The organism is Orbaceae bacterium lpD02, assembly GCA_036251875.1.
GTDB lineage: Bacteria > Pseudomonadota > Gammaproteobacteria > Enterobacterales > Orbaceae > Orbus > Orbus sturtevantii.
Map to the genome: position 1 here is coordinate 2,409,113 of CP133960.1, position 23,519 is coordinate 2,432,631.

18 protein-coding genes are annotated in these 23,519 nt (G+C 37.9%); 15 read left to right on the top strand and 3 right to left on the bottom strand.

Going from position 1 to position 23,519, the window contains the following annotated elements; translation table 11 throughout:
• Positions 1 to 79 precede the first annotated feature (79 nt).
• The 12 genes from RHO12_10650 to fdx all read left to right on the top strand — a co-directional run bounded on the left by RHO12_10650 (position 80) and on the right by fdx (position 13,517).
• Positions 80 to 1,432, top strand: a complete 1,353-nt coding sequence (locus RHO12_10650) for a NarK family nitrate/nitrite MFS transporter (GenBank protein ID WVD65812.1) — start codon at positions 80 to 82, stop codon at positions 1,430 to 1,432.
• Between the two features lie 28 nt (positions 1,433 to 1,460).
• Positions 1,461 to 5,177, top strand: a complete 3,717-nt coding sequence (locus RHO12_10655) for a nitrate reductase subunit alpha (GenBank protein ID WVD65813.1) — start codon at positions 1,461 to 1,463, stop codon at positions 5,175 to 5,177.
• Positions 5,174 to 6,718 (top strand): nitrate reductase subunit beta, encoded by a 1,545-nt coding sequence (narH, locus tag RHO12_10660; protein ID WVD65814.1) that lies wholly within the window; start codon positions 5,174 to 5,176, stop codon positions 6,716 to 6,718. Before RHO12_10655 ends, narH begins: the two co-directional genes overlap by 4 nt.
• Positions 6,718 to 7,401, top strand: a complete 684-nt coding sequence (narJ, locus tag RHO12_10665) for a nitrate reductase molybdenum cofactor assembly chaperone (protein WVD65815.1) — start codon at positions 6,718 to 6,720, stop codon at positions 7,399 to 7,401. The genes narH and narJ overlap by 1 nt, the downstream gene beginning before the upstream one ends.
• Positions 7,402 to 7,403: 2 nt before the next feature.
• The gene (gene narI / locus RHO12_10670; GenBank protein WVD65816.1) at positions 7,404 to 8,081 is read left to right on the top strand and encodes a respiratory nitrate reductase subunit gamma; all 678 of its coding nucleotides are present in this window, start codon (positions 7,404 to 7,406) and stop codon (positions 8,079 to 8,081) included.
• Positions 8,082 to 8,219: 138 nt separating this feature from the next.
• The gene (iscR, locus tag RHO12_10675) at positions 8,220 to 8,678 is read left to right on the top strand and encodes a Fe-S cluster assembly transcriptional regulator IscR (protein WVD65817.1); all 459 of its coding nucleotides are present in this window, start codon (positions 8,220 to 8,222) and stop codon (positions 8,676 to 8,678) included.
• A gap of 30 nt (positions 8,679 to 8,708) precedes the next feature.
• Positions 8,709 to 9,923, top strand: coding sequence for an IscS subfamily cysteine desulfurase (locus RHO12_10680; protein ID WVD65818.1), 1,215 nt, complete (start codon positions 8,709 to 8,711; stop codon positions 9,921 to 9,923).
• 23 nt (positions 9,924 to 9,946) lie between these two features.
• Entirely contained in the window at positions 9,947 to 10,330 is a 384-nt protein-coding gene (iscU, locus tag RHO12_10685; GenBank protein ID WVD65819.1) for a Fe-S cluster assembly scaffold IscU, read from the top strand.
• A gap of 37 nt (positions 10,331 to 10,367) precedes the next feature.
• Positions 10,368 to 10,691: an iron-sulfur cluster assembly protein IscA gene (gene iscA / locus RHO12_10690; protein ID WVD65820.1), complete on the top strand. Its 324-nt coding sequence runs from the start codon at positions 10,368 to 10,370 to the stop codon at positions 10,689 to 10,691.
• 40 nt (positions 10,692 to 10,731) lie between these two features.
• Positions 10,732 to 11,259, top strand: a complete 528-nt coding sequence (hscB, locus tag RHO12_10695) for a Fe-S protein assembly co-chaperone HscB (GenBank protein WVD65821.1) — start codon at positions 10,732 to 10,734, stop codon at positions 11,257 to 11,259.
• A gap of 39 nt (positions 11,260 to 11,298) precedes the next feature.
• Positions 11,299 to 13,158, top strand: a complete 1,860-nt coding sequence (gene hscA / locus RHO12_10700; protein ID WVD65822.1) for a Fe-S protein assembly chaperone HscA — start codon at positions 11,299 to 11,301, stop codon at positions 13,156 to 13,158.
• A 20-nt stretch (positions 13,159 to 13,178) separates the two neighbouring features.
• Positions 13,179 to 13,517 carry an ISC system 2Fe-2S type ferredoxin gene (gene fdx / locus RHO12_10705; protein ID WVD65823.1) on the top strand — a complete coding sequence of 113 codons (339 nt, stop codon included), beginning with the start codon at positions 13,179 to 13,181 and terminating at the stop codon, positions 13,515 to 13,517.
• A gap of 52 nt (positions 13,518 to 13,569) precedes the next feature.
• On the opposite strand, the gene tehB is transcribed toward fdx, so the two are convergent.
• The 3 genes from tehB to carA all read right to left on the bottom strand — a co-directional run bounded on the left by tehB (position 13,570) and on the right by carA (position 19,042).
• Positions 13,570 to 14,439: an SAM-dependent methyltransferase TehB gene (gene tehB / locus RHO12_10710; protein WVD65824.1), complete on the bottom strand. Its 870-nt coding sequence runs from the start codon at positions 14,437 to 14,439 to the stop codon at positions 13,570 to 13,572.
• A 226-nt stretch (positions 14,440 to 14,665) separates the two neighbouring features.
• Positions 14,666 to 17,878: a carbamoyl-phosphate synthase large subunit gene (gene carB, locus RHO12_10715; GenBank protein ID WVD65825.1), complete on the bottom strand. Its 3,213-nt coding sequence runs from the start codon at positions 17,876 to 17,878 to the stop codon at positions 14,666 to 14,668.
• Positions 17,879 to 17,881: 3 nt separating this feature from the next.
• A complete protein-coding gene (gene carA, locus RHO12_10720) occupies positions 17,882 to 19,042 on the bottom strand; it encodes a glutamine-hydrolyzing carbamoyl-phosphate synthase small subunit (GenBank protein ID WVD65826.1) in 1,161 nt (386 codons plus the stop codon).
• Between the two features lie 273 nt (positions 19,043 to 19,315).
• On the opposite strand from carA, the gene argF reads away from it, so the two are divergent.
• The 3 genes from argF to RHO12_10735 all read left to right on the top strand — a co-directional run bounded on the left by argF (position 19,316) and on the right by RHO12_10735 (position 23,475).
• Positions 19,316 to 20,323: an ornithine carbamoyltransferase gene (argF, locus tag RHO12_10725; GenBank protein ID WVD65827.1), complete on the top strand. Its 1,008-nt coding sequence runs from the start codon at positions 19,316 to 19,318 to the stop codon at positions 20,321 to 20,323.
• On the top strand, positions 20,323 to 20,823 hold the full coding sequence (locus tag RHO12_10730) for a phosphatidylglycerophosphatase A (GenBank protein WVD65828.1): 501 nt from the start codon (positions 20,323 to 20,325) through the stop codon (positions 20,821 to 20,823). Before argF ends, RHO12_10730 begins: the two co-directional genes overlap by 1 nt.
• 276 nt (positions 20,824 to 21,099) lie before the next feature.
• Positions 21,100 to 23,475 (top strand): Orn/Lys/Arg decarboxylase N-terminal domain-containing protein, encoded by a 2,376-nt coding sequence (locus RHO12_10735; protein ID WVD65829.1) that lies wholly within the window; start codon positions 21,100 to 21,102, stop codon positions 23,473 to 23,475.
• Positions 23,476 to 23,519 lie beyond the last annotated feature (44 nt).

The following is a 23,519-nucleotide window of genomic DNA, read 5'->3' on the forward strand; positions in this document are numbered from 1 at the left end:
CTCTTTATACTATCCATAATTTTTGTAAGGTTATTTGTACATTAATTTATACAACTATATCGTTCTTTTGGAGCCAGCTATGAGTAAAACATCTAAAGTCATTGAACAATGGCAGCCTGATGATAGTCAATTTTGGTTAAATACAGGTAAAAGAATAGCGACGCGAAATTTATGGATTTCAATACCATGCTTATTATTGGGATTTTGCGTTTGGATGCTGTTTAGCATCGTCGCCATTCATTTAAATTCTATTGGGTTTAATTTTTCAACTAACCAGCTTTTTTTACTGACTGCAATTCCTTCTGTTTCTGGTGCGTTATTTCGTGTCCCTTATTCATTTATTATTCCTATTTTTGGTGGGAGAAGATGGACCGCTTTTAGTACTATTATTCTCATCTTGCCTTGTTTATGGTTAGGCTATGTAATACAAGATACGACAACGCCATATGCCATCTTTGTTGTGATTGCTTTACTTTGCGGGCTAGGTGGTGCAAATTTTGCGTCAAGCATGGCGAATATTAGCTTTTTTTTCCCTAAATCACATCAGGGAGCGGCATTAGGTTTAAATGGCGGGTTAGGTAACCTAGGTGTTAGTGTTATTCAACTAATTGCTTCACTGATTATTTTCGTTCCTCTTTGTGTTGGTGGGCCTGCGATATTGCCAAATGGAGGGCAATTATGGTTGCAAAATGCTGCTCTAATTTGGGTACCATTCTTAATTATCTGTTCTGTAGCTGCATTATGGGGGATGAATGATCTCGCTACGGCAAGAGCATCATTTAAAGATCAATCGGTAGTACTAAAAGATAAAACAATGTGGATGTTAAGCCTCCTCTATTTAGCAACATTTGGTTCTTTTATCGGTTTTTCGGCTGGCTTTGCAATGTTAAGCAAAACTCAATTTCCAGAAGTAGATATTGCTATGTTTGCTTTTTTTGGCCCTCTAATTGGCGCAATCGGTCGACCATTAGGCGGGGCGATGTCGGATAAATTTAATGGAATTAGAATGACTTTTATTAATTATCTCTCGATGATTATTTTTGTAATTTTAATTTTTACGACATTACCGGGGATTTTTAGTGAACATGGCTCTTTTATCGGTTTTTACGCGACATTTTTACTGCTATTTTTTACTGCAGGATTTGGTAGTGGCTCGACATATCAAATGATTGCAATTGTATTTCGCCAACATATTTTCAATCGTGCGACCAATAATGGTGAAGATAAGGATCAAGCGACCAAAACGGCGGCAACTGAAACTGCTGCAGCATTGGGATTTATTTCGGCAATTGGGGCAATCGGTGGATTTGTAATCCCTCAAGTATTCAGCTTATCACTCGTACTATTTCATTCAGTAAGCTATGCCTTAATTATTTTTTTAGTGTTTTATGTCGCTTGTGCGGTTATTACAAAAATTAATTATAAGCCGTAGTAAAAGTCTATTTTGTAGGAGCAAAAATATGAGCAAGTTTATTGATCATTTAAATTATTTTAAACAACGCAAAGGCACTTTTGCAGATGGACATGGCGAGACTCTATCCACTAATCGAGATTGGGAAGACGCATATCGGCAACGTTGGCAGCATGATAAAGTTGTTCGTTCAACACATGGCGTGAATTGTACCGGTTCTTGCAGTTGGAAAATTTACGTAAAAAATGGCTTGGTTACCTGGGAAACTCAGCAAACTGACTATCCGAGAACGAGACCTGATTTACCCAACCATGAACCACGAGGTTGTCCTCGGGGAGCTAGCTATTCTTGGTATTTGTATAGCGCTAACCGGGTTAAATATCCGTTAATTCGCAAACAATTATTAAAGTTATGGCGAGAAGCGAAAGAAAAATATTCAGATCCCGTAGATGCATGGGGGGCGATAATTAATGATAAAGCGCAAGCTCAATCCTATAAGCAAAAACGGGGTCGAGGTGGTTTTGTACGAACCAACTGGCAGGAAGTTAATGAACTAATTGCGGCCTCAAATATTTATACCATTAAAAAATTTGGCCCTGACCGGATTGCAGGATTCTCTCCCATTCCTGCTATGTCAATGGTTTCATATGCTGCAGGTTCTCGCTATCTATCGCTTATTGGTGGCGCGTGTTTGTCATTTTATGATTGGTATTGTGATTTACCTCCAGCGTCACCGATGACATGGGGGGAGCAAACTGATGTTCCTGAATCCGCTGATTGGTACAACTCGTCTTACATCATTGCATGGGGATCAAATATTCCGCAAACTAGGACTCCCGATGCTCATTTTTTTAGTGAAGTACGATACAAAGGGACTAAAACGGTTGCGATTACACCAGATTATGCGGAAGTCTCAAAGTTTAGCGATGAGTGGTTGAGTCCCCAACAAGGAACGGATAGCGCTCTTGCATTAGCAATGGGGCATGTCATTTTAAAGGAATTTTATCATCTAAAAGAAACTGAATATTTTTCCAACTATGTTCGGCGTTATAGTGATCTGCCGATGCTTGTCGTATTGGATAAACGAGACGATGAGAAATATGTTGCAGGCCGTTTATTACGTGCTGATGATTTAGTTGATAAATTAGGGCAAAGTAATAATCCAGAATGGAAAACAATCGCTATTGATGAATTGACCAATAATTTAGTTGCCCCTCAAGGCTCGGCTGGGTTTCGATGGGGAGAAAAAGGTAAATGGAATTTAGAGGCTAAAGAAGGATTCGCGCAAAAAGAGGTCAAATTACAACTTAGCTTACTCGGCAGACAAGATGCAGTGGTTGAAGTGGGCTTTCCTTACTTTGCAAGCCAAGAACAAGAGCACTTTAAACATGTCGCTCTTGATGATGTGTTATATCATAAATTGCCGGTTAAAAAAATTATATTAGCAAATGGTGAGACAACTTTTGTTACCACCGTTTATGACTTAATGATGGCGAATTATGGTATTGAACGTGGACTAAATGATGAAAGTGCTGCATCTAACTATAATGAGATTAAAGCTTATACTCCTGCTTGGGCGGAAAAAATAACGGGTATTAAGCAAGCTCAAATCATTAGAATTGCGAGAGAATTTGCTGAAAATGCAAATAAAACACATGGGCGTTCAATGATCATTGTGGGTGCAGGATTAAATCACTGGTACCACATGGATATGAATTACCGTGGATTAATTAATATGCTGGTTATGTGTGGCTGCGTTGGTCAATCTGGTGGTGGTTGGGCTCACTACGTTGGTCAAGAAAAATTACGGCCACAGACGGGGTGGCTACCATTAGCCTTTGCTTTGGATTGGCAGAGACCTCCACGCCATATGAATAGTACCTCTTTTTTTTACAATCACTCAAGCCAATGGCGGCATGAGTCGATATCGGCACGTAGTTTATTATCACCATTAGCAGATAAAACTAAGTATAGTGACAGTCTAATTGATTTTAATATTAAGTCAGAACGTCTAGGCTGGCTCCCATCTGCGCCGCAATTAAATACTAACCCTCTAACTATCGCTAAGTTAGCTCAAGAGCAAGGTCTAGATCCTATCGCTTACACGACTGAATCGCTAAAAAATGGCTCGATTAAATTTGCGTCAGAAGCTCCTGATAATGAAAATAATTATCCTCGACAAATGTTTATTTGGCGTTCTAATTTATTAGGATCATCGGGTAAAGGACATGAATATTTATTACATTACCTACTTGGAACGGAAAACGGTATACAAAATGCTGACCTTGGAGCGCAAGGGCTTAATAAACCGCAAGAGTTAGAGTGGCAAGATGATGCGACAACAGGAAAGTTAGACTTAGTTGTAACACTTGATTTTCGTATGTCTAGTACTTGCTTATTTTCTGATATCGTATTGCCTACCGCTACCTGGTATGAAAAAGATGATATGAATACTTCTGATATGCACCCATTTATTCATCCATTGTCTGCCGCAGTGGATCCCGCTTGGGAAGCTAAAAGTGATTGGGATATTTATAAAGATTTGGCTAAAACGTTTTCACAGCTCTGTATCGGCCATTTAGGTAATGAAGTTGATATCGTTACGCTACCAATTCAGCATGATTCAGCAGCAGAACTTGCTCAGCCTTACTGCGTTAAAGATTGGAAAAAGGGTGAATGCGAATTAATACCAGGTAAAACGGCACCGCATATTATAAAAGTTGAGCGTAATTATCCACAAACATATGCACGCTTTGCTTCTATCGGGCCATTGCTTGAAAAATTAGGCAATGGTGGGAAAGGAATTAGCTGGAATACAGAAATAGAAGTGAATTTTCTTAAACAACTCAATGGTAAGCAACAAAACGGTCAAGCTAAGATTGATAGCGCTATTGATGCGGCTGAAATGATCTTGTCTCTTGCCCCTGAAACCAATGGTCAAGTCGCGGTTAAAGCGTGGGCGGCATTAAGCCAAATTACTGGCCTAGATCATCGTCATTTAGCATTAAACAAAGAAGATGAGAAAATTCGCTTCAGGGATATTCAAGCTCAACCACGCAAAATAATCTCCAGCCCAACCTGGTCAGGCCTTGAGGATGAGCATGTATCTTATAATGCGGGTTATACGAATGTGCATGAGTTTATCCCTTGGCGCACATTATCTGGGCGGCAGCAACTCTATCAAGATCATGAGTGGATGAGAGATTTTGGTGAAAGCTTATTAGTGTACCGTCCACCAGTGGAAACGAAATCAGTTAAACCACTATTAAACCAAAAGCCAAATGGTAACCCAGAAAAAGCGTTAAACTTCATTACACCTCACCAGAAGTGGGGGATTCACTCCACTTATAGCGATAACTTAAGAATGTTGACGTTATCGCGAGGAGGCCCTGTTGTTTGGTTGAGTGAAATTGATGCTCAGGCTTTAAATATTGAAGATAACGATTGGGTTGAAGCATTTAATACTAATGGTGCATTAATTGCAAAAACTATTGTTAGCCAAAGGATCCCTGCCGGGATGATTGCTATGTATCATGCTCAAGAACGATTAATTAATATTCCAGGCTCTGAAATTACTGGGCAAAGAGGAGGGATTCATAACTCAGTCACCCGTGTTTATCCTAAGCCAACACATATGATTGGTGGGTATGCACATCAGGCTTATGGGTTTAATTATTATGGAACGGTTGGTTCTAATCGAGATGAATTTGTGGTGGTGAGGAAGATGGCAAACATAGATTGGTTAGACGAAGAGGTAAAATCATGAAAATACGAGCACAAATAGGCATGGTATTAAATCTGGATAAATGTATTGGTTGCCATACTTGTTCTGTAACTTGCAAAAATGTCTGGACAAATAGGCCTGGCGTTGAATATGCATGGTTTAATAATGTAGAGAGTAAGCCTGGAATTGGTTTCCCTGTTGATTGGGAAAACCAACAACGCTGGGAAGGTGGCTGGGAATTAAATAAAAAAGGCCATTTAACACTCAAAGCTGGCAATAAAGTAGGGCTACTTTCGGGGATATTTGCTAATCCCAATCTGCCGCAAATAGATGATTACTATGAGCCTTTTGATTATAATTATGAATATTTACAAAAGGCGCCTGAATCTAAATCTCAACCGATAGCTAAAGCCTATTCGCAAATTACTGGTTTAAAGATTAATAAAATAATTACGGGACCAAACTGGGAAGATGATCTGGGTGGCGAGTTCTCCAAACGCAGTGAGGACTATAATTTTGCCAATCTTGAGAAGCAAATTTATGGTCAATTTGAGAACTCTTTCTTAGCTTATTTACCTCGTTTGTGTGAGCACTGTTTAAATCCTGCCTGTGTTGCATCTTGCCCTAGCGGTGCTATCTATAAACGTGAAGAAGATGGTATTGTCCTGATTGATCAAGATAAATGCCGTGGCTGGCGAATGTGTGTCTCAGGTTGTCCATACAAAAAAATCTATTTTAATTGGAAAAGCGGTAAATCAGAGAAATGTATTTTTTGTTATCCTCGCATTGAGTCAGGGCAGCCGACAATTTGTTCAGAAACCTGCGTCGGCCGTATTCGCTATCTTGGTGTTATTTTATATGATGCAGATAAAATTCGTGAAGTCGCATCAGTTGCAGATACTGAAGATTTGTACCAAAAGCAATTATCAATATTTCTTGATCCAAGTGATCCTGAGGTAATTAAACAAGCACTGGCTGATGGAGTAGAACAAAGCGTTATTGATTCAGCGCAACAATCACCTGTATATAAGCTAGCGATCGATTGGCAACTGGCATTACCATTGCACCCAGAATATAGAACTTTACCCATGGTTTGGTATGTCCCTCCATTATCTCCTATTCAGTCGGTGCTTGGTGATCAAGAGCATGATAAGCAAGGCATGTTATTAGATGTGGAGCAATTACGAATACCGGTGCAGTATCTCGCTAATTTACTTACTGCTGGTGATGAAAAACCAATTTTGCGCGCATTAAGACGAATGATAGCAATGCGTGTTTATAAGCGTGGTGAAGAAGTCGATAATATCAAACATGATGCGTTACTAAAAGAAGTCGATTTAACTGAGCATCAAATTCAAGAAATGTATCGTTATTTAGCGATTGCAAATTATGAGGATCGCTTTGTTATACCAACTCATCATTCAGAACTAAAATCAGAGTTATCCAGATCTGCATTTATTGAACAAGGTGTGTGTGGCTTTACTTTTGGCGAGGGCGGTAAAGGAAGTGACAATCCATTTAGTTTGTTTAATGCGCAGCGAATTGATGCGGTAGATATTTCGGGTAATAAAGGAGGATTATAATGAAGTGTTGTAAGTTACTCTCTTGTTTACTTGATTATCCTTCTGATGAATTATGGCAGGCAGGTGACGAGTTAATCGATATAGTCAATTCTTTAGACGAATTAACTGCATCGCAAAAAGCTCAACTAGTGGGATTTATGGCAGATTATTTTGCTATGCCATTACTTGACGCTCAAGCAAATTATTATCATACATTTGAAGTTGGTAATATGACTTCATTATTATTATTTGAGCACGTCCATGGCGAATCGCGAGATCGAGGTCAGGCAATGGTTGATTTGATTGATAAATATTCAGAGCAAGGCCTTGAACTCTCAGCTAATCAATTACCCGATTATTTGCCATTATTTCTTGAGTATCTTTCAGTACTTCCTAAATCAGCCTGCCAAAAGTGGTTAGAAAATATTGCATTAATTATTCGACTATTGGGGTTAAGACTAGAAAAGAGGGGAAGCAACTATCAAATATTGTTCGATATACTTTACCAATTATCTCAAGATAAAAATGATGATTGTGAATTAGTACAACGAGTGGCTAATGAAGAGTTTGATGATTCTGTTGGAGCTTTAGATAAATCATGGGAAGAGACCCAAGTATTATTTCAAGGCTCGATTAGCAATGGAACTAAACATGTAAATAATTCAACCTACTATATCACAGTAGGCGAAGCGCAACGAGGTTGAGTATGAGTTTTATTCATTCATTCTTTTTTGACTTTTACCCATATATTGTTATGGCTATTTTTATTTTGGGTAGCCTTTTACGCTACGACTACGGCCAATATACGTGGCAAGCAAAGTCGAGCCAAATATTAAGTAAAAAAAATATGCGATGGGCTTCAAATCTATTTCATATTGGAATTATTGGCATTTTTTTTGGTCACATAGTTGGACTGCTTACTCCGCATTGGGTATATGAAAGTGTTATTTCAGCCCATCATAAACAAATTTTAGCAATGGTGGCTGGGGGGATTTTTGGGGTGATGGTGTTGATTGGCGGTGGCACTCTTATGCTACGTCGTTTATGTAATCCTCGCATTAGAGCGACATCAACTTCCGGTGATATTGTTGTTATTGTTATTTTGGTTGTGCAAGTTATTTTAGGGCTTGGAACCATTATTGTCTCAAGTCACCATTTAGACGGTAGTGTTATGTTATCGTTATCGAAATGGTGTCAAGATATTGTAACTTTTCAGCTTGGTGCCAGCCATAATCTTGCCAGCGTTCCCGCTATTTATAAAATTCATATCATTCTTGGCATGACAATTTTTTTAATTTTTCCATTCACACGATTAGTCCATATCTGGAGCGTTCCTGCTGAGTATTTGTTAAGACGCTATCAAATAGTTAAATCTCGACGATAATTATTCGGCGCAATAATTGCGCCGAGCTTTTCTTATAGTTTTTACCTATCGCTATATCCTACTAAAATACTCAACTAAATACTTGACTAAAAATAAAGGATATATACAATATTCTCCATACACGAGAGGAATATAATTATGAAATTAACATCAAAAGGGCGATATGCAGTAACAGCGATGCTTGATGTTGCACTTCATTCAAGTCAGGGACCTGTGTCACTTGCTGAAATATCCGAACGACAAGAAATATCTCTTTCTTATTTGGAGCAGCTATTTGCCCGCTTGAGGAAAAATGGTCTAGTCACGAGCGTTAGAGGCCCTGGTGGCGGATATGTCCTTGGGCGTGGGCTGAATGAAATAGCCATTAGTGCAATAGTTAAGGCGGTTGATGAAACGGTCGCGGCAACAAAATGTCATGGTGACGAAGGCTGTCAAGGTGGAGTAAAATGTCTAACTCATACCTTATGGAATGATTTAAGTGAACGTATCGATAGCTTTTTGAACAATATTACGTTAAGTGAACTAGTCAAAAATAAAGATGTTCAAGCGGTTGCTGATAGGCAAAGTAATATTATACGTGTAAATCATCTTAACTAAAAAATAGAATATTTATTATTGGAGCAAAAGATGAAACTTCCAATTTATATGGATTATGCGGCAACTACACCAGTAGATCCACGAGTCGCAGAAAAAATGATGCAATTTTTAACTCCTGATGGGATTTTTGGTAATCCAGCATCACGATCTCATCGATTTGGTTGGCAAGCTGAAGAGGCGGTAGACATTGCACGTAACCAAATTGCGGACTTAATTGGTGCCGATGCAAGAGAAATTGTTTTTACATCAGGCGCAACTGAAGCTGATAATCTTGCCATCAAAGGCGCAGCGCATTTTTACCAAGCAAAAGGTAAGCATATTATCACCTGTAAAACCGAGCATAAAGCTGTGCTCGATACCTGTCGTCAGCTTGAGCGAGAAGGATTCGAAGTCACTTACTTAGCGCCAGAATCGGACGGTATTATTGACTTAGCGAAATTAGAACAAGCGATGCGCAGTGATACTATTTTAGTCTCTATTATGCATGTGAATAATGAGACAGGTGTAATCCAAGATATTGAAAAAATTGGCGAAATATGTCGGCACAGAGGTATTGTGTTTCACGTCGATGCAACACAAAGTGTCGGCAAGTTAGCAATTGATTTAGCAACGCTAAAAGTCGATCTGATGTCATTTTCTGGACATAAAATTTATGGACCAAAAGGGATTGGCGGTTTATATGTAAGGCGTAAACCTCGTATTCGAATTGAGGCGCAAATGCATGGCGGTGGTCATGAGCGAGGAATGCGTTCAGGTACATTGCCCGTGCATCAGATCGTCGGAATGGGTGAAGCATACCGTATTGCAAAAGCAGAACAAGTTACTGAAATGGCTCGTTTAAAAAAGCTAAAACAACGGCTTTGGGATGGTCTAAAAGATATTGAAGAAGTCTATATAAATGGTTCATTAGAGCATGGTGTACAAAACATCCTTAATGTCAGCTTTGCCTATGTTGAAGGTGAATCATTAATGATGGCATTAAAAGATTTGGCAGTTTCATCCGGCTCAGCTTGTACATCAGCAAGTCTTGAACCGTCTTATGTATTAAGAGCATTAGGATTAAATGATGAGCTTGCACATAGTTCTATTCGTTTTTCAATCGGCAGGTTTACGACAGAAGAAGAGATTGATTATGTTATTAAGCTTCTACATGATTCAATTGGGCGTTTGCGTGAGTTATCTCCGTTGTGGGAAATGTTTAAAGACGGGGTTGATCTCTCTCAAATTAAATGGTCAGCGCATTAATCACAACTAACGAGGAAAATATTATGGCTTATAGCAACAAAGTAGTCGATCATTACGAAAACCCTCGTAATGTGGGAGCATTTGATAAAAATGATCCAAATGTTGGCAGTGGCATGGTTGGTGCTCCGGCATGTGGTGACGTTATGCGTTTACAAATCAAAGTCAATGAAAGTGGTATTATTGAAGATGCAAAATTTAAAACCTACGGCTGCGGTAGCGCTATTGCATCAAGTTCTTTAGTTACTGAATGGATAAAGGGTAAATCACTTGATGAAGCTGGTGCGATTAAAAATACCGATATTGCTGAGGAACTTGCTCTGCCGCCAGTAAAAATCCATTGCTCAATTTTGGCAGAAGATGCGATTAAAGCGGCGATTGATGATTACAAAAGTAAGAAAAGTAAATAAGTATCGTCTTAATAATAGATAAAGATAAGGATTAAGCATGTCTATTACATTAACACAAAGCGCAGCAGACCGTGTTCAATCATTTTTAGCTAACCGGGGTAAAGGGGTTGGTTTAAGATTAGGTGTAAAAACCTCAGGTTGTTCAGGAATGGCTTATGTACTTGAGTTTGCTGATGGCATCAATGATGATGATAATGTATTTGAAGATAAAAATGTCAAAATTATTGTAGATAAAAAAAGTCTTGTTTATATTGATGGCACTGAGCTGGATTTTGTCAAAGAGGGCTTAAACGAAGGGTTTAAGTTTAAAAATCCAAATGTTCAAAATGAATGTGGATGTGGCGAAAGCTTTAACGTTTAACTAATTTTGTCGCTTCAGTTATAAATGAGGTATATTGATAATGTTTAACAATAGTAACTATTTTGTGTTATTCCAGCTACCATTAACGTTGCCAATTGATATGGTTAAATTAAATACACAATATCAACAGTTACAACGGCAGTTTCATCCAGACAATTTTGCCTTGGTCCCCGATCATGAAAAAGCCTTAATATTACAGAAATCAGCGACAATTAACTTTGCTTATAAGACCTTAAAAGATCCACTAAAAGCAGCTGAGTATAGAGTTAGCCTTGAAAATATTGATGTCGATGCTGAGCATGATACTATTAGAGATTCTGATTTTCTTGTTGAACAATTTGAACTACGTGAAATGCTTGATGAGATTGAGAATAGGCATGACTGGTCTGCGTTAGATAAATTTTATGATGAAATTATTCAACGCAATAAAGACACTTATGGCACTTTATTACGAGCAATGGAACAATCTGACTGGCAAACAAGCAAAACGATAATCTATCGATTACGTTACTTAGCTAGATTGATTGAACAAATAGAGTTACTGCAAGAAAAGCAATTTGATTTATAATAGTAAACTATAAATCAGCTACGCCTAAGAGACAATTTAATGATGTTATTACAAATTAGTGAGCCAGGACAAACCCCCGAGCCTCACCAGCATCGATTAGCTGTTGGGATCGATTTGGGGACAACTAACTCGCTAGTTGCTGCCGTTCGTAGTGGTAAGGCTGAAACCCTGCCTGACGTTGATGGTGAGCATCTACTTCCTTCCGTAGTGAATTACAAGTATGATGACAGTGGTAATGTTGTAGCAACCGTTGGAAAGTCAGCAAAAGACAATGCGTCATTAGATCCTAGAAATACAGTTAGCTCGATAAAACGTTTAATGGGAAGACGCTTACCTGATATTGACGCCTCCCAATTTCCTTATTTATTTTCAGCAACAGAAAATGGTGTCCCCATTTTAAATTTGCCGAATAGAAGCGTTAACCCAGTCCAAGTTTCTAGCGATATCTTAAATACGTTAGCAATACGCGCTAAAGATTCACTCGGTGGTGAATTAGACGGTGTGGTTATTACTGTACCCGCTTACTTCGATGATGCACAACGTCAAGCAACAAAAGATGCGGCAAGCTTGGCTGGTTTACACGTTTTGCGGTTACTTAACGAACCCACTGCCGCAGCAATTGCTTATGGTCTAGACTCTGGACAAGAAGGGATTATTGTCGTTTATGACTTGGGTGGCGGCACATTTGATGTATCTATCTTGCGTCTTAGCCGCGGTGTGTTTGAAGTCCTTGCTACTGGTGGTGATTCAGCATTAGGCGGTGATGATTTTGATAATTTACTCGCAAAATGGATAGCGAAGCAAGCTGATGTAAGCTTTACCGCTGATCCTTATTTGCATCGGCAACTTTTAGATCTAGCTATAAAAATAAAAATAGAACTATCTGACAAGAAACACGTAGCCGTGCAATTCAAAGACTGGCAAGGGGAGATAACTCGATGCCAATTTAATCAATTGATTGAACCGTTGGTTAAACGAACGCTTCTTGCATGTCGTCGAGCATTGAAAGATGCTCATGTTGAGCTAGATGAAGTGGTCGATATTGTCATGGTAGGCGGTTCCACTCGCGTGCCGAATGTTCGTGCGAGAGTAGAGCAATTTTTTGGACATCGACCATTAACCTCCATTGATCCTGATAAAGTGGTAGCGATTGGCGCTGCGATTCAGGCTGATATTTTAGTCGGTAATAAACCTGATTCAGACATGTTATTACTTGATGTGATTCCGTTATCACTTGGCATTGAAACGATGGGTGAATTAGTCGAGAAAATAATTCCTCGTAATAGCACTATCCCATGCGCGAGGGCTCAGGAATTTACGACATTCAAAGATGGTCAAACAGCAATGGCTATCCATGTGCTACAAGGTGAGCGAGAAACTGTAGCGGATTGTCGCTCATTGGCTCGTTTTACGCTACGAGGAATCCCACCAATGCCCGCTGGAGGAGCTCATATTAGAGTCACATTTCAAGTTGATGCTGACGGGTTACTTAGTGTTACTGCAATGGAAAAATCAACAAACATTCAAGCTTCAATACAAGTAAAACCGTCGTATGGATTAACCGATAATGAAATTGCTAATATGATTCAAGATTCATTAAACAATGCTGAATATGATAAATTGGCTCGACGATTGTTAGAACAAAAAGTTGAGGCAAATAGGATCATTGAAAATTTGCGTGTTGCGCTTGAAAAAGACGCAGATTTACTTTTATCTAATGAGCTTCATAATATTTTAAATGAAAAGCGTCAGCTTGAAATTGTTGCTCAAGGGCAAGATAGCTATAGTATTGAGAAGCAAATTAAACGTTTAGATAATGCTACTCAGAATTTTGCCGCGCTTCGAATGGATCGTTCAATACGCCAAGCATTGACTGGTCATAATATTGATGAAATTTAATTGATTTAGAAGAGAAAATTATGCCAAAAATTACATTTTTACCAAATGAAACACTTTGTCCAGAGGGCAAGACTGTTGAGGCAAAAGAAGGTGAATCAATCTTAGAAGTTGCTTTACGTAATGATATTGAAATAGAGCATGCTTGTGAAATGTCCTGTGCGTGTTCTACATGCCATTGCATCGTACGAAAAGGATTCAATTCACTAGAAGAGAGTGATGAACAAGAAGACGACATGTTGGATAAAGCATGGGGAGTTGAGCCACAAAGTCGTTTAAGCTGCCAAGCACGAGTTACCGATCAAGATCTAGAGGTTGAGATACCAAGATATAGTCTAAATCATGCGAAAGAAGATCATTAAAATGGAAAGGTAACTATTTAGTGCCTCTTTATTTAAGCACAAATTAATTTAATTATCTTTTTTTGGCTAATAAAGTTGCAAAGCGTAGCTTCATTTTATTACAGTTTATTCCCATTTTATGAATTTCTCCCATATTTTCGTTATATTTTATAATATCCCAATTATGGTAGTAGTTTTTTAATTCTTGTTCCCTAAAAGCAAATGAAAATGGTACCGGTACGGGGCATGGACAATCTTCCGTAGACATGGCGCAGACGATTAGGTTATACCCTTGGATTTTTGTTATGGATTGCATATTTTGGATAATAGCTGAAATTTTTTCAGGCTGTAGAAACATCATTACGGACGTTGAAACGATGAAATCATACTCACCTTGTAAGGTTGATTGATTAATATCATAGACATGAGCCTGAATTCTTGTTAGTTCATCTTGTTTGATTATATTATTAACTTTCGTAACATTAAGGTCCATTTTATCTACAGCAGTCACATCAAAACCACATAAATTGAGATATAGGGCATTACGGCCAGAGCCGCAACCTAAATCGAGTGCCTTTCCTTGGTAAATTATTTTACAAGTATCGACTAATTCAGTATTTGGAGGCATTAAATCATATTTTTTGTTGCCGTAGTCTTCTTTAGAACAGTAAAAACTAAGTTGGCATTTTATATCATCAGAAACACTGACTATTTTATGCCATTGTTGAGGTACTATCAAAGGAGGTTGATTATCAGTTGAAAAATAATGCATGCTAATCGTGTTGCCTCGTTCATCGAGCATCGCGAAATCCATATCACCTTTTAGAATTTCAAACCGGCTAAAAACCCCTGTTTGTGTATTACGCTTTTCTTTGAAGAGTTTTGGTAATGTTTGTTTATCCCAAATTGGAAGAGTTTCATAACTTAGTAGATTCTTTATCATGTTAGCATCATTTTAGGTGGCTAATACTTGATTATTATAGTTGGGTATTATGTAAAAAACTATCTGTTTTCGATAAAAAAAGAAAGTTTATTATTATGGGACTTCAGTAATAATTTAATAAAATATAAATAAACGTTATTAGATGTCCCTATGCTTTTTTAGGTCAGTTTTTATACGTTAGTCTCATAGCGTTAAGTTTGAATATCAATATTATAATACCAACTCGCTAATATAATTTTTGTAAAGCAATGACATTATCGGCTGGATTGTAATTTAATGCTGCAGTTGTTGCATAAGCTGCATTTATTGTCGTGTCATAATGGACTTTGTATTGAATAGCACTCCGTCGTAATGTTTTAGATGCTTCAATAGCGGCTCTTCCTGATGTCGTATTTAGAATATAGCTATACTCACCATTCTTAATATAGTCGTGGATATTTGGTCGTCCTTCTGTTTCTTTTTTTACTTCCCGACAATCAATACCTTGATTTTTGAGTAAAGAGGCAGTGCCATTGGTCGCATCAATTATAAAACCACATTCTATTAATCTTTTTGCTATTTCAATGACTCTTTTTTTATCTTGATCGCGCACTGAAAGTAATGCTTTACCACTTTTTTTCATATTTGATAGGCTACCTAATTGTGCCTTAGCAAAGGCCTCGGCAAACGTTTTGCCTATTCCCATGACTTCGCCTGTTGAGCGCATCTCTGGACCTAAAATTGGATCTACACCACTAAACTTATTAAATGGTAATACGACTTCTTTTACTGAATAGTAGGGGGGAATTATCTCTTCTGTTACATTTTGCTGCAACAAGGATTGACCAACCATGACTCGAGCTGCAATTTTAGCTAGCGATAAGCCGGTCGCTTTTGAAACAAAAGGGACGGTTCTTGCTGCCCTAGGATTAACTTCAATCAAATAAATTTCATTATTTTTTATTGCGAACTGTGCATTCATTAAACCTTTGACATTAAGCGCTAGTGCTAATTGTCTAGCTTGTCGGCGCAGTTCGGCTAATATTACAACGCTTAATGTGTATGTAGGTAGTGAACAAGCTGAATCACCAGAATGAACGCCTGCTTGTTCAATATGTTCCATAATCCCGCCGATGACAACATTATTACCATCGCTGATCACGTCAATGTCGACTTCAACAGCATCATCGAGGAAGTGGTCTAACAAGACCGGGGCATCATTTGACTCACTTACAGCGGTTTTAAAATAACGTTTTAGGTCACTTTCGTCATAAACTATTTCCATTGCTCTCCCGCCAAGAACATAAGATGGACGAACGACTAATGGGTAACCAATTTTTTCTGCTTGAATGATTGCTTGTTCTAAATCAGAGACAGTTCCATTTACCGGTTGTTTAAGTTTTAGTGCCTCAACGATTTCTTGAAAACGCCTACGATCTTCTGCTTTGTCAATCGAGTCTGGTGATGTCCCAATTATTGGCACTCCAGCGGCTTCTAACGCTCTGGCCAGTTTTAATGGTGTTTGCCCACCATATTGCACAATGACACCTGTTGGTTTTTCTATATGAACGATTTCAAGCACATCCTCCAATGTTATTGGTTCGAAGTAGAGACGATCAGATGTGTCATAATCAGTTGATACCGTTTCGGGATTGCAATTGATCATGATTGTTTCATAGCCATCTTCATGTAAAGCAAACGCAGCGTGTACACAGCAATAATCGAATTCAATACCTTGTCCAATACGGTTTGGCCCACCGCCAAGGATGATTATTTTTTTGCGCTCAAATTGTGGCTGAGCTTCACATTCGTCTTCATAAGTCGAATATAGGTAAGTTGTATTCGTCGCAAATTCAGCTGCACAGGTATCAACTCGCTTATAAACAGGATAAAGGTTGTATTGATGTCTTTTCTGGCGGATATCCTGTTCTTTAACATGTAATAATTTAGCTAATCTCGCATCGGAAAAACCTTTACGTTTAAGCAATCTTAACATGTCATAATCAAGCTGATTAAGAGATGTTTGGCTGATAGTTTGTTCTAGTTTAATAATTTGCTGTATTTGCACTAGGAACCAACGGTCAATATGCGTGAGTTCAAATACCTCATCTAATGCAAAACCAGCTCTAAAAGCATCACCAATATACCAAATTCTTTCGGCGCCCGCTTCTTGTAGTTCTCTGCGAATTTTAGTTATTTGGCTGTTATCAATATAATTATCGACTTTTGCATCAAAACCGGTAGCGCCAACTTCTAGTCCTCTCAATGCTTTTTGTAGTGATTCTTGAAATGTTCGACCGATAGCCATCACTTCCCCCACTGATTTCATCTGAGTGGTTAAGCGATCATTACAACCCGCAAATTTTTCAAAATTAAAGCGAGGAATTTTAGTAACGACATAGTCAATTGATGGTTCAAATGACGCAGGTGTTTTTCCTCCTGTAATGTCGTTCGCCAGCTCATCAAGAGTATAACCAACAGCTAATTTTGCGGCAATTTTAGCTATCGGGAAACCGGTTGCTTTCGATGCGAGTGCGGATGATCTTGATACGCGAGGATTCATTTCAATAACAATTAAACGCCCTGTTGCTGGATCAACTGAAAATTGAACGTTAGAACCCCCAGTTTCGACTCCTATTTCACGTAATACCGCTAATGATGCATTACGCATTATTTGATACTCTTTGTCAGTTAGCGTTTGAGCTGGGGCAACGGTAATTGAATCGCCCGTATGGATCCCCATTGGGTCAACATTCTCAATCGCGCACACAATAATACAATTATCATTTTTATCGCGAATAACTTCCATTTCGTACTCTTTCCAGCCAATTAATGACTCATCAATTAAGAGTTCATTTGTTGGCGACAGATCTAAACCTCGTAAGCAGATATCTTCAAACTCTTCGCGGTTGTAAGCGATTCCTCCACCGGTTCCGCCCATAGTGAATGATGGTCTTATAATGCAAGGAAATCCGACTTTATCGAGAACCTCATTTGCTTCTTTTAAATTGTGAGCTATACCACTACGAGCCGTTTCAAGCCCAATTTTTTTCATCGCCAGATCAAAGCGTCTACGGTCTTCGGCCTTATCAATAGCATCAGCTGTCGCACCGATCATTTCAACCTTGAACTCTTTTAGTACGCCATGCTTTTCTAACTCTAACGCACAGTTAAGAGCGGTTTGCCCTCCCATGGTAGGTAAAATTGCATCGGGTTTTTCTTTTTCAATAATTTTGCGTACAGTGGTCCAGTGTATTGGTTCAATATAGGTTGCATCTGCCATTTCTGGATCGGTCATAATTGTGGCCGGATTGGAATTAACCAAAATGACGCGATAGCCTTCTTCACGTAACGCTTTGCAAGCTTGAGCGCCAGAATAATCAAATTCGCAGGCTTGACCAATAATAATCGGTCCGGCACCAATGATTAGGATACTTTTAATATCAGTTCGCTTTGCCATCTATTATTGCTCCTGCTTATAAATTGAGATTAATTCGATAAAATGATCAAATAAAGGTGCCGCATCATGAGGGCCCGGGCTGGCCTCTGGATGGCCTTGAAAACTAAATGCAGGTTTTATATTATGGTGAACTCCTTGCAACGAGCCATCAAATAACGACTTATGAGTTACGCGTAGCGTTTTCGGTAATGATGCTTCATCAACGGCAAAACCGTGGTTTTGAGCGGTAATCATAACGGTATTCTTTTCAATATCTTTGACAGGGTGGTTGCCACCATGATGACCGAATTTCATTTTGTTTGTTTTCGCCCCACAAGCCAGCGCAAGTAATTGGTGACCTAGGCAAATACCAAAAATGGGGATATCAGTTTGTAAAAATTGTTGAATCGCTTCAATTGCATAGGAGCATGGTGTAGGATCCCCTGGCCCATTAGATAAAAAAATCCCATCAGGATTAAGCGCTAATACTTCACTCGCGGCTGTTTGTGCCGGAACAACAGTAATATCGCAGCCTCGATCGGCTAGCATACGTAAAATATTTCTTTTTATACCAAAATCATAAGCTACTACATGATAAGATCGTTCATTTGCTATTTTTCTTGCTGAGTTTTCATTACCTAATCTCCACGAGCCTTCGGTCCAATTATAATATTGCTTGGTCGTTACTTCTTTTGCCAAATCAAGTCCATTTATGCCTTTAAAATTTTGCGCTTTAAATAAAATATGGTCTGCTTTTTTTAATAGTTCATCTTTATTGTTACCAGATACGATGCAACCATGTAGGGCGCCTTTTTCTCTCAATATTCGTGTCAATTTTCGAGTATCTATATCAGAAATAGCAACAATATTATAGTTTTGTAGATAACTCGTTAAATTATCAGTACTACGAAAATTACTCGTAATGGTAGGGAGATCGCGGATAACTAAGCCTTTAGTATAAATTTTATTCGACTCTTCATCCGCGGCATTAGTGCCAACATTACCAATATGTGGATAAGTTAATGTTACAATTTGTTCGGCATAAGAGGGATCGGTTAATATTTCTTGATAACCTGTCATTGAAGTATTGAATACTATTTCTCCAACGGTTTCTCCATCGACCCCAATTGATTTACCTAAAAATAGAGAACCATCTTGTAGAATAAGAATCGCATGATTTTGCATAATAAATGGCAACCTTGTTAGAATAATAAATCATTATATTTGAATATAAATTCAATTTATTTTACATTGGTAAATTATAATAACAACTATTTTATTATAATAAACTGGATAAATAAAACGATATTATAGAATTTTTTTCAGTAAAAAAGTCTAAATTTTGAGACATTAATTAAGTTTTGTTGTTTTAAAATAAAATTAATTATCTTTAACTTGAAATTGAATAATTATTCAAATAGAATTTTTAAAAATTACCAGCAAGATTAGGAGCAAATTATGCATGGTTTTTATCAACGTCACTTTTTACGGTTACTCGATTTTACGCCTTTAGAGATCGAGCGATTGATTACATTATCAATAGAATTAAAAAATGCTAAAAAAAAGGGGCAAGAACTCAAATATTTAATAGGAAAAAATATTGCTTTAATTTTTGAAAAAGATTCAACACGTACACGTTGCGCATTTGAGGTTGGAGCTTTTGATCAGGGGGCTTGCGTAACTTATTTAGGAGCTAATGGTAGTCAGATTGGACATAAAGAATCGATAGCCGATACTGCGAGGGTTCTCGGTCGCATGTATGATGGTATTCAGTATCGCGGATATGGCCAAGAAATTGTCGAAGCATTAGCTAAACATGCTGGCGTACCTGTTTGGAATGGTTTAACGAATGAAGCTCATCCAACACAAATTCTAGCTGATTTTATGACAATGAAGGAACATATTGGTGAGCGCCCACTTAATAGTGTTAAATTTGCTTATTTAGGCGATGCTGGTAATAATATGGGGAATTCATTAATGGAAGGTGCGGCATTAATGGGAATGGAAATTCGTCTAGTTGCACCTAAACATTGCCAGCCTGATTCTGCCTTGGTTGAACAATGCCAAATTGTTGCTGCACAAACAGGTGCAACAATTATTTTAACTGAAGACATTGAGTTAGGTGTAAAAGAGGTTGATTTCTTATATACTGATGTCTGGGTGTCTATGGGAGAACCTAAAGATGTATGGGATGAGCGTGTTAAGTTACTCGCGCCTTACCAAATTAATCAACATGTGATTAATTTAACCCATAACCCGAATGTTAAGTTTATGCATTGTTTACCTGCATTTCATGATACGAATACGTTAGTTGGTAGGCAAATAGCGGCACAGTATAATTTAAATAATGGACTTGAAGTAACTGATGACGTGTTTGAATCAAAATACAGTATTGTATTTGATGAAGCGGAGAATCGTCTTCATACGATCAAAGCCATTATGGTTGCAACATTAAGTGAAGATTAATGACTAGAAAAAATAAAAGCTCTAATTTTAAACAACATGTCCGTTTAACAAATCCTGTTCATTTTTTAGCAGTAGGATTAGGTAGTGGAATGTCGCCAATTATGCCTGGCACAATGGGATCATTAATGGCTATTCCATTATGGTTACTTTTTTATCAACTAATACCTATTTTATATTGGGTATTGATTGTTGTTGCTTTCATATTTGGATGTTTTTTATGCCAAAAAACATCGGATGATACACATACTCATGACTCTGGTCACATTGTTTGGGATGAGTTTGTTGGGATGTGGATAACTCTTTTTTTTATTCCTCATATTTCTATGTTATGGATTGTCATTGCTTTTATCATTTTTCGTTTTTTTGATATGGTCAAACCTTGGCCTATCCGTTGGTTTGACCAAAAAGTATCTGGCGGCTTTGGTATTATGATCGATGATGTTATTGCTGCAATATTCTCCTCTATTGTTGTATATCTACTCGGGTTTTGGCTTAGGTAGCTTATTATCTAGCACAACTAAAAGATAGTTGTGTCCTTGCTAATTTAATCAATTTACTCTTATAATAATTAAAACATTTCTTTTTTTATTATTGCTAATATTGATTTATGTCATTTTTTTGTTTTTTTCTCTTTTTTTTAAAAGGGTAATAATTCAACAACGCAAATATAAAATGCTATTTTTCCTTGGTTTCCTTTTTTAAACTTGACTAACGCCTGTTTAGAGTCATATGATTTAGATAGTTCATTTTGAATCTTAAAACTGTTGGAGGTAGAAGTGAAATTTAACCACAATGTATTATTTGTCTCATCACAAAGTCTATCCATCGATAATCCCGCTATTTCAGTGCTTTACAATTTACGAGAAGCGTTAATTGAATTGGATTTTCATGTTAATATTGCTGCAAATATTGCTGAATCCATCAAGTACATCAAAGAAAGCCCTAAATATAGCGCGATTGGTCTATTTTGGGATGTCACTAATCAAAATATTCAACAAGAAAGTTATGAACTAATCAAAAAAATACGGGAACGTAGTGAAAAAACACCTATTTTCTTGATGTCTGAAGAAAATATAACGGATCATGTACCGTTACCCGTTTTGCAGGAAGTGGCCGAGTATATTTACCTCTACTCAGAAACGGCGCCATTTATCGCAAACCGAATTAATTCTGCGGTAGAACGCTACGCCGAAAGTTTGCTTCCTCCGTATTTCAATACCTTAAAAAATTTCACTGAAGACGGAGATTATTACTGGGATTGCCCAGGGCATATGGGTGGCATGGCTTATCTTAAACATCCAGTTGGCATTGAATTTTTTAATTTTTTTGGCGAAAATATGTTCCGTGCTGATATTGGTGTGGCTACTTCTGAAATGGGTGATTATCTTATTCATGAAGGACCGCCAAAAAAATCTGAACAGATTGCGGCCAAGCTTTTTGGCTCTGATTGGACTTTATATGGTGTCTCAGGTTCATCTGGTTCAAACCGAATTGTCGCTCAAGGTGCTATCGGCGCGAATGAAATGGTTGTCATTGATAGAAATTGCCATAAGTCTTTAAACCATGGTTTAACTTTAGCGCAAGCAAGGCCAGTATATTTAAAACCAAGCAGAAATGGTTATGGACTTATTGGCCCTATTCCTGTCAAGCGATTAAAAAAATCGAGTATCGATAACTTAATTGATAATAGCAAATTAAGCAAAGATGCTGTAAATAAAGAACCTACATATGCGGTAGTAACGAATTGTACATATGATGGCTTCTGTTATAACGCTAAGAAAGTTGCAGAGCTTTTAGGTGAGAGTGTTGCTAGGATCCATTTTGATGAAGCTTGGTATGCTTATGCAAAATTTCATCCACTTTACAAAGAACGTTTTGCGATGGATATACCTGATGATATGCCAAATCGACCTACGATTTTTGCCGTGCAATCAACTCATAAAATGTTGCCGTCTTTATCAATGGCTTCAATGATCCACGTTAAAAAAAGCGAAAGAGCACCGTTAGACTTTGATGATTTTAATGATGCATTTATGATGCACGGCACAACATCACCATACTATCCAATCATTGCATCTATCGACGTCGCCGTTAGTATGATGGCGGGAGAGTCAGGTAAGTCTTTAGTACAAGAATCCATTGAAGAAGCGATTGAATTTCGTAAAGCTGTTGTATCAGTGAAAAGAAAGATACAGGAACAAAACGGCGAATCATCATGGTTTTTTGATGTTCTTCAACCTAAAGATGTGGTAGATCCTAAAACTCAGCAAAAATATAGCTTTGAAAAAGCACCGATGGAGCTTTTAAGCAATGAACCATCGTGTTGGGTATTAGGTGAGAACCAAGAATGGCATGGTTTTGCAAATGATGATATTAAAGATGTTGATTGTATGCTTGATCCTGTTAAGGTAACAATCACATGTCCAGGAATTAAATCGGATGGTCAATATGAAAAAATGGGGATTCCAGGTTACATAATGACCAAGTTTTTAGATGATCGCCGAGTCGAAATTGCCCGCACAGGTGATTATACTTTATTGATTCTTTTTTCTGTTGGAACAACAAAAGGCAAGTGGGGCAGCTTAATCGAAAGCTTGCTTGAGTTTAAAAAACTGTACGATAATGGCACATTAGCTATCGATGCTATACCTTCTCTACGTGGAGTATCATCTCTATATGATACCATGACATTGAAAGAGTTATGCCAACGTATGCATGACACAATGAGTAGTCTGCAATTAATGTCTCACATAAATAGTGCGGTAAATGCAGATCCAATTCCAGTCATGACGCCTGCAGAAGCTTATCAAAAAGTCGTTCGTTATAAAACTGAGCACGTCAAATTAGAAAATTTTGCTGGGCGGATTGCCGCAAGTATGCTAGTTCCTTATCCTCCGGGGATCCCTGTATTAATGCCTGGTGAGCTGCTGCCATCTGATGACACTGGAATTATTGGTTATCTACATGCATTGCAAGAGTTCGATAAACAGTATCCTGGTTTTTCTCATGAACTTCAAGGCGTAAACGTTGATGATAATGGTGATTTTTGGGTGCGAGCCATCGTTGAAGATTGGAATACTAAAACCACACTACCCAAAAAAGTTAGATTAACTAAAACGGTTTCAACTGCGATAAAAAAAGGCCGCCAATAGCTATTGGCGGAAGTACCTTCGTTTAATATTAATTAAAGAGAGAA

Bases quoted from the DNA above. Each gene is read 5' to 3' on its own strand.
- carA (WVD65826.1), bottom strand. From the start codon at position 19,042: ATGCAAAATCATGCGATTCTTATTCTACAAGATGGTTCTCTATTTTTA.
- tehB (WVD65824.1), bottom strand. From the start codon at position 14,439: ATGATAAAGAATCTACTAAGTTATGAAACTCTTCCAATTTGGGATAAA.
- narH (WVD65814.1), top strand. From the start codon at position 5,174: ATGAAAATACGAGCACAAATAGGCATGGTATTAAATCTGGATAAATGT.
- carB (WVD65825.1), bottom strand. From the start codon at position 17,878: ATGGCAAAGCGAACTGATATTAAAAGTATCCTAATCATTGGTGCCGGA.
- RHO12_10680 (WVD65818.1), top strand. From the start codon at position 8,709: ATGAAACTTCCAATTTATATGGATTATGCGGCAACTACACCAGTAGAT.
- hscB (WVD65821.1), top strand. From the start codon at position 10,732: ATGTTTAACAATAGTAACTATTTTGTGTTATTCCAGCTACCATTAACG.
- RHO12_10650 (WVD65812.1), top strand. From the start codon at position 80: ATGAGTAAAACATCTAAAGTCATTGAACAATGGCAGCCTGATGATAGT.
- narJ (WVD65815.1), top strand. From the start codon at position 6,718: ATGAAGTGTTGTAAGTTACTCTCTTGTTTACTTGATTATCCTTCTGAT.
- RHO12_10655 (WVD65813.1), top strand. From the start codon at position 1,461: ATGAGCAAGTTTATTGATCATTTAAATTATTTTAAACAACGCAAAGGC.
- hscA (WVD65822.1), top strand. From the start codon at position 11,299: ATGATGTTATTACAAATTAGTGAGCCAGGACAAACCCCCGAGCCTCAC.
- argF (WVD65827.1), top strand. From the start codon at position 19,316: ATGCATGGTTTTTATCAACGTCACTTTTTACGGTTACTCGATTTTACG.
- iscR (WVD65817.1), top strand. From the start codon at position 8,220: ATGAAATTAACATCAAAAGGGCGATATGCAGTAACAGCGATGCTTGAT.
- iscU (WVD65819.1), top strand. From the start codon at position 9,947: ATGGCTTATAGCAACAAAGTAGTCGATCATTACGAAAACCCTCGTAAT.
- iscA (WVD65820.1), top strand. From the start codon at position 10,368: ATGTCTATTACATTAACACAAAGCGCAGCAGACCGTGTTCAATCATTT.
- narI (WVD65816.1), top strand. From the start codon at position 7,404: ATGAGTTTTATTCATTCATTCTTTTTTGACTTTTACCCATATATTGTT.
- fdx (WVD65823.1), top strand. From the start codon at position 13,179: ATGCCAAAAATTACATTTTTACCAAATGAAACACTTTGTCCAGAGGGC.
- RHO12_10730 (WVD65828.1), top strand. From the start codon at position 20,323: ATGACTAGAAAAAATAAAAGCTCTAATTTTAAACAACATGTCCGTTTA.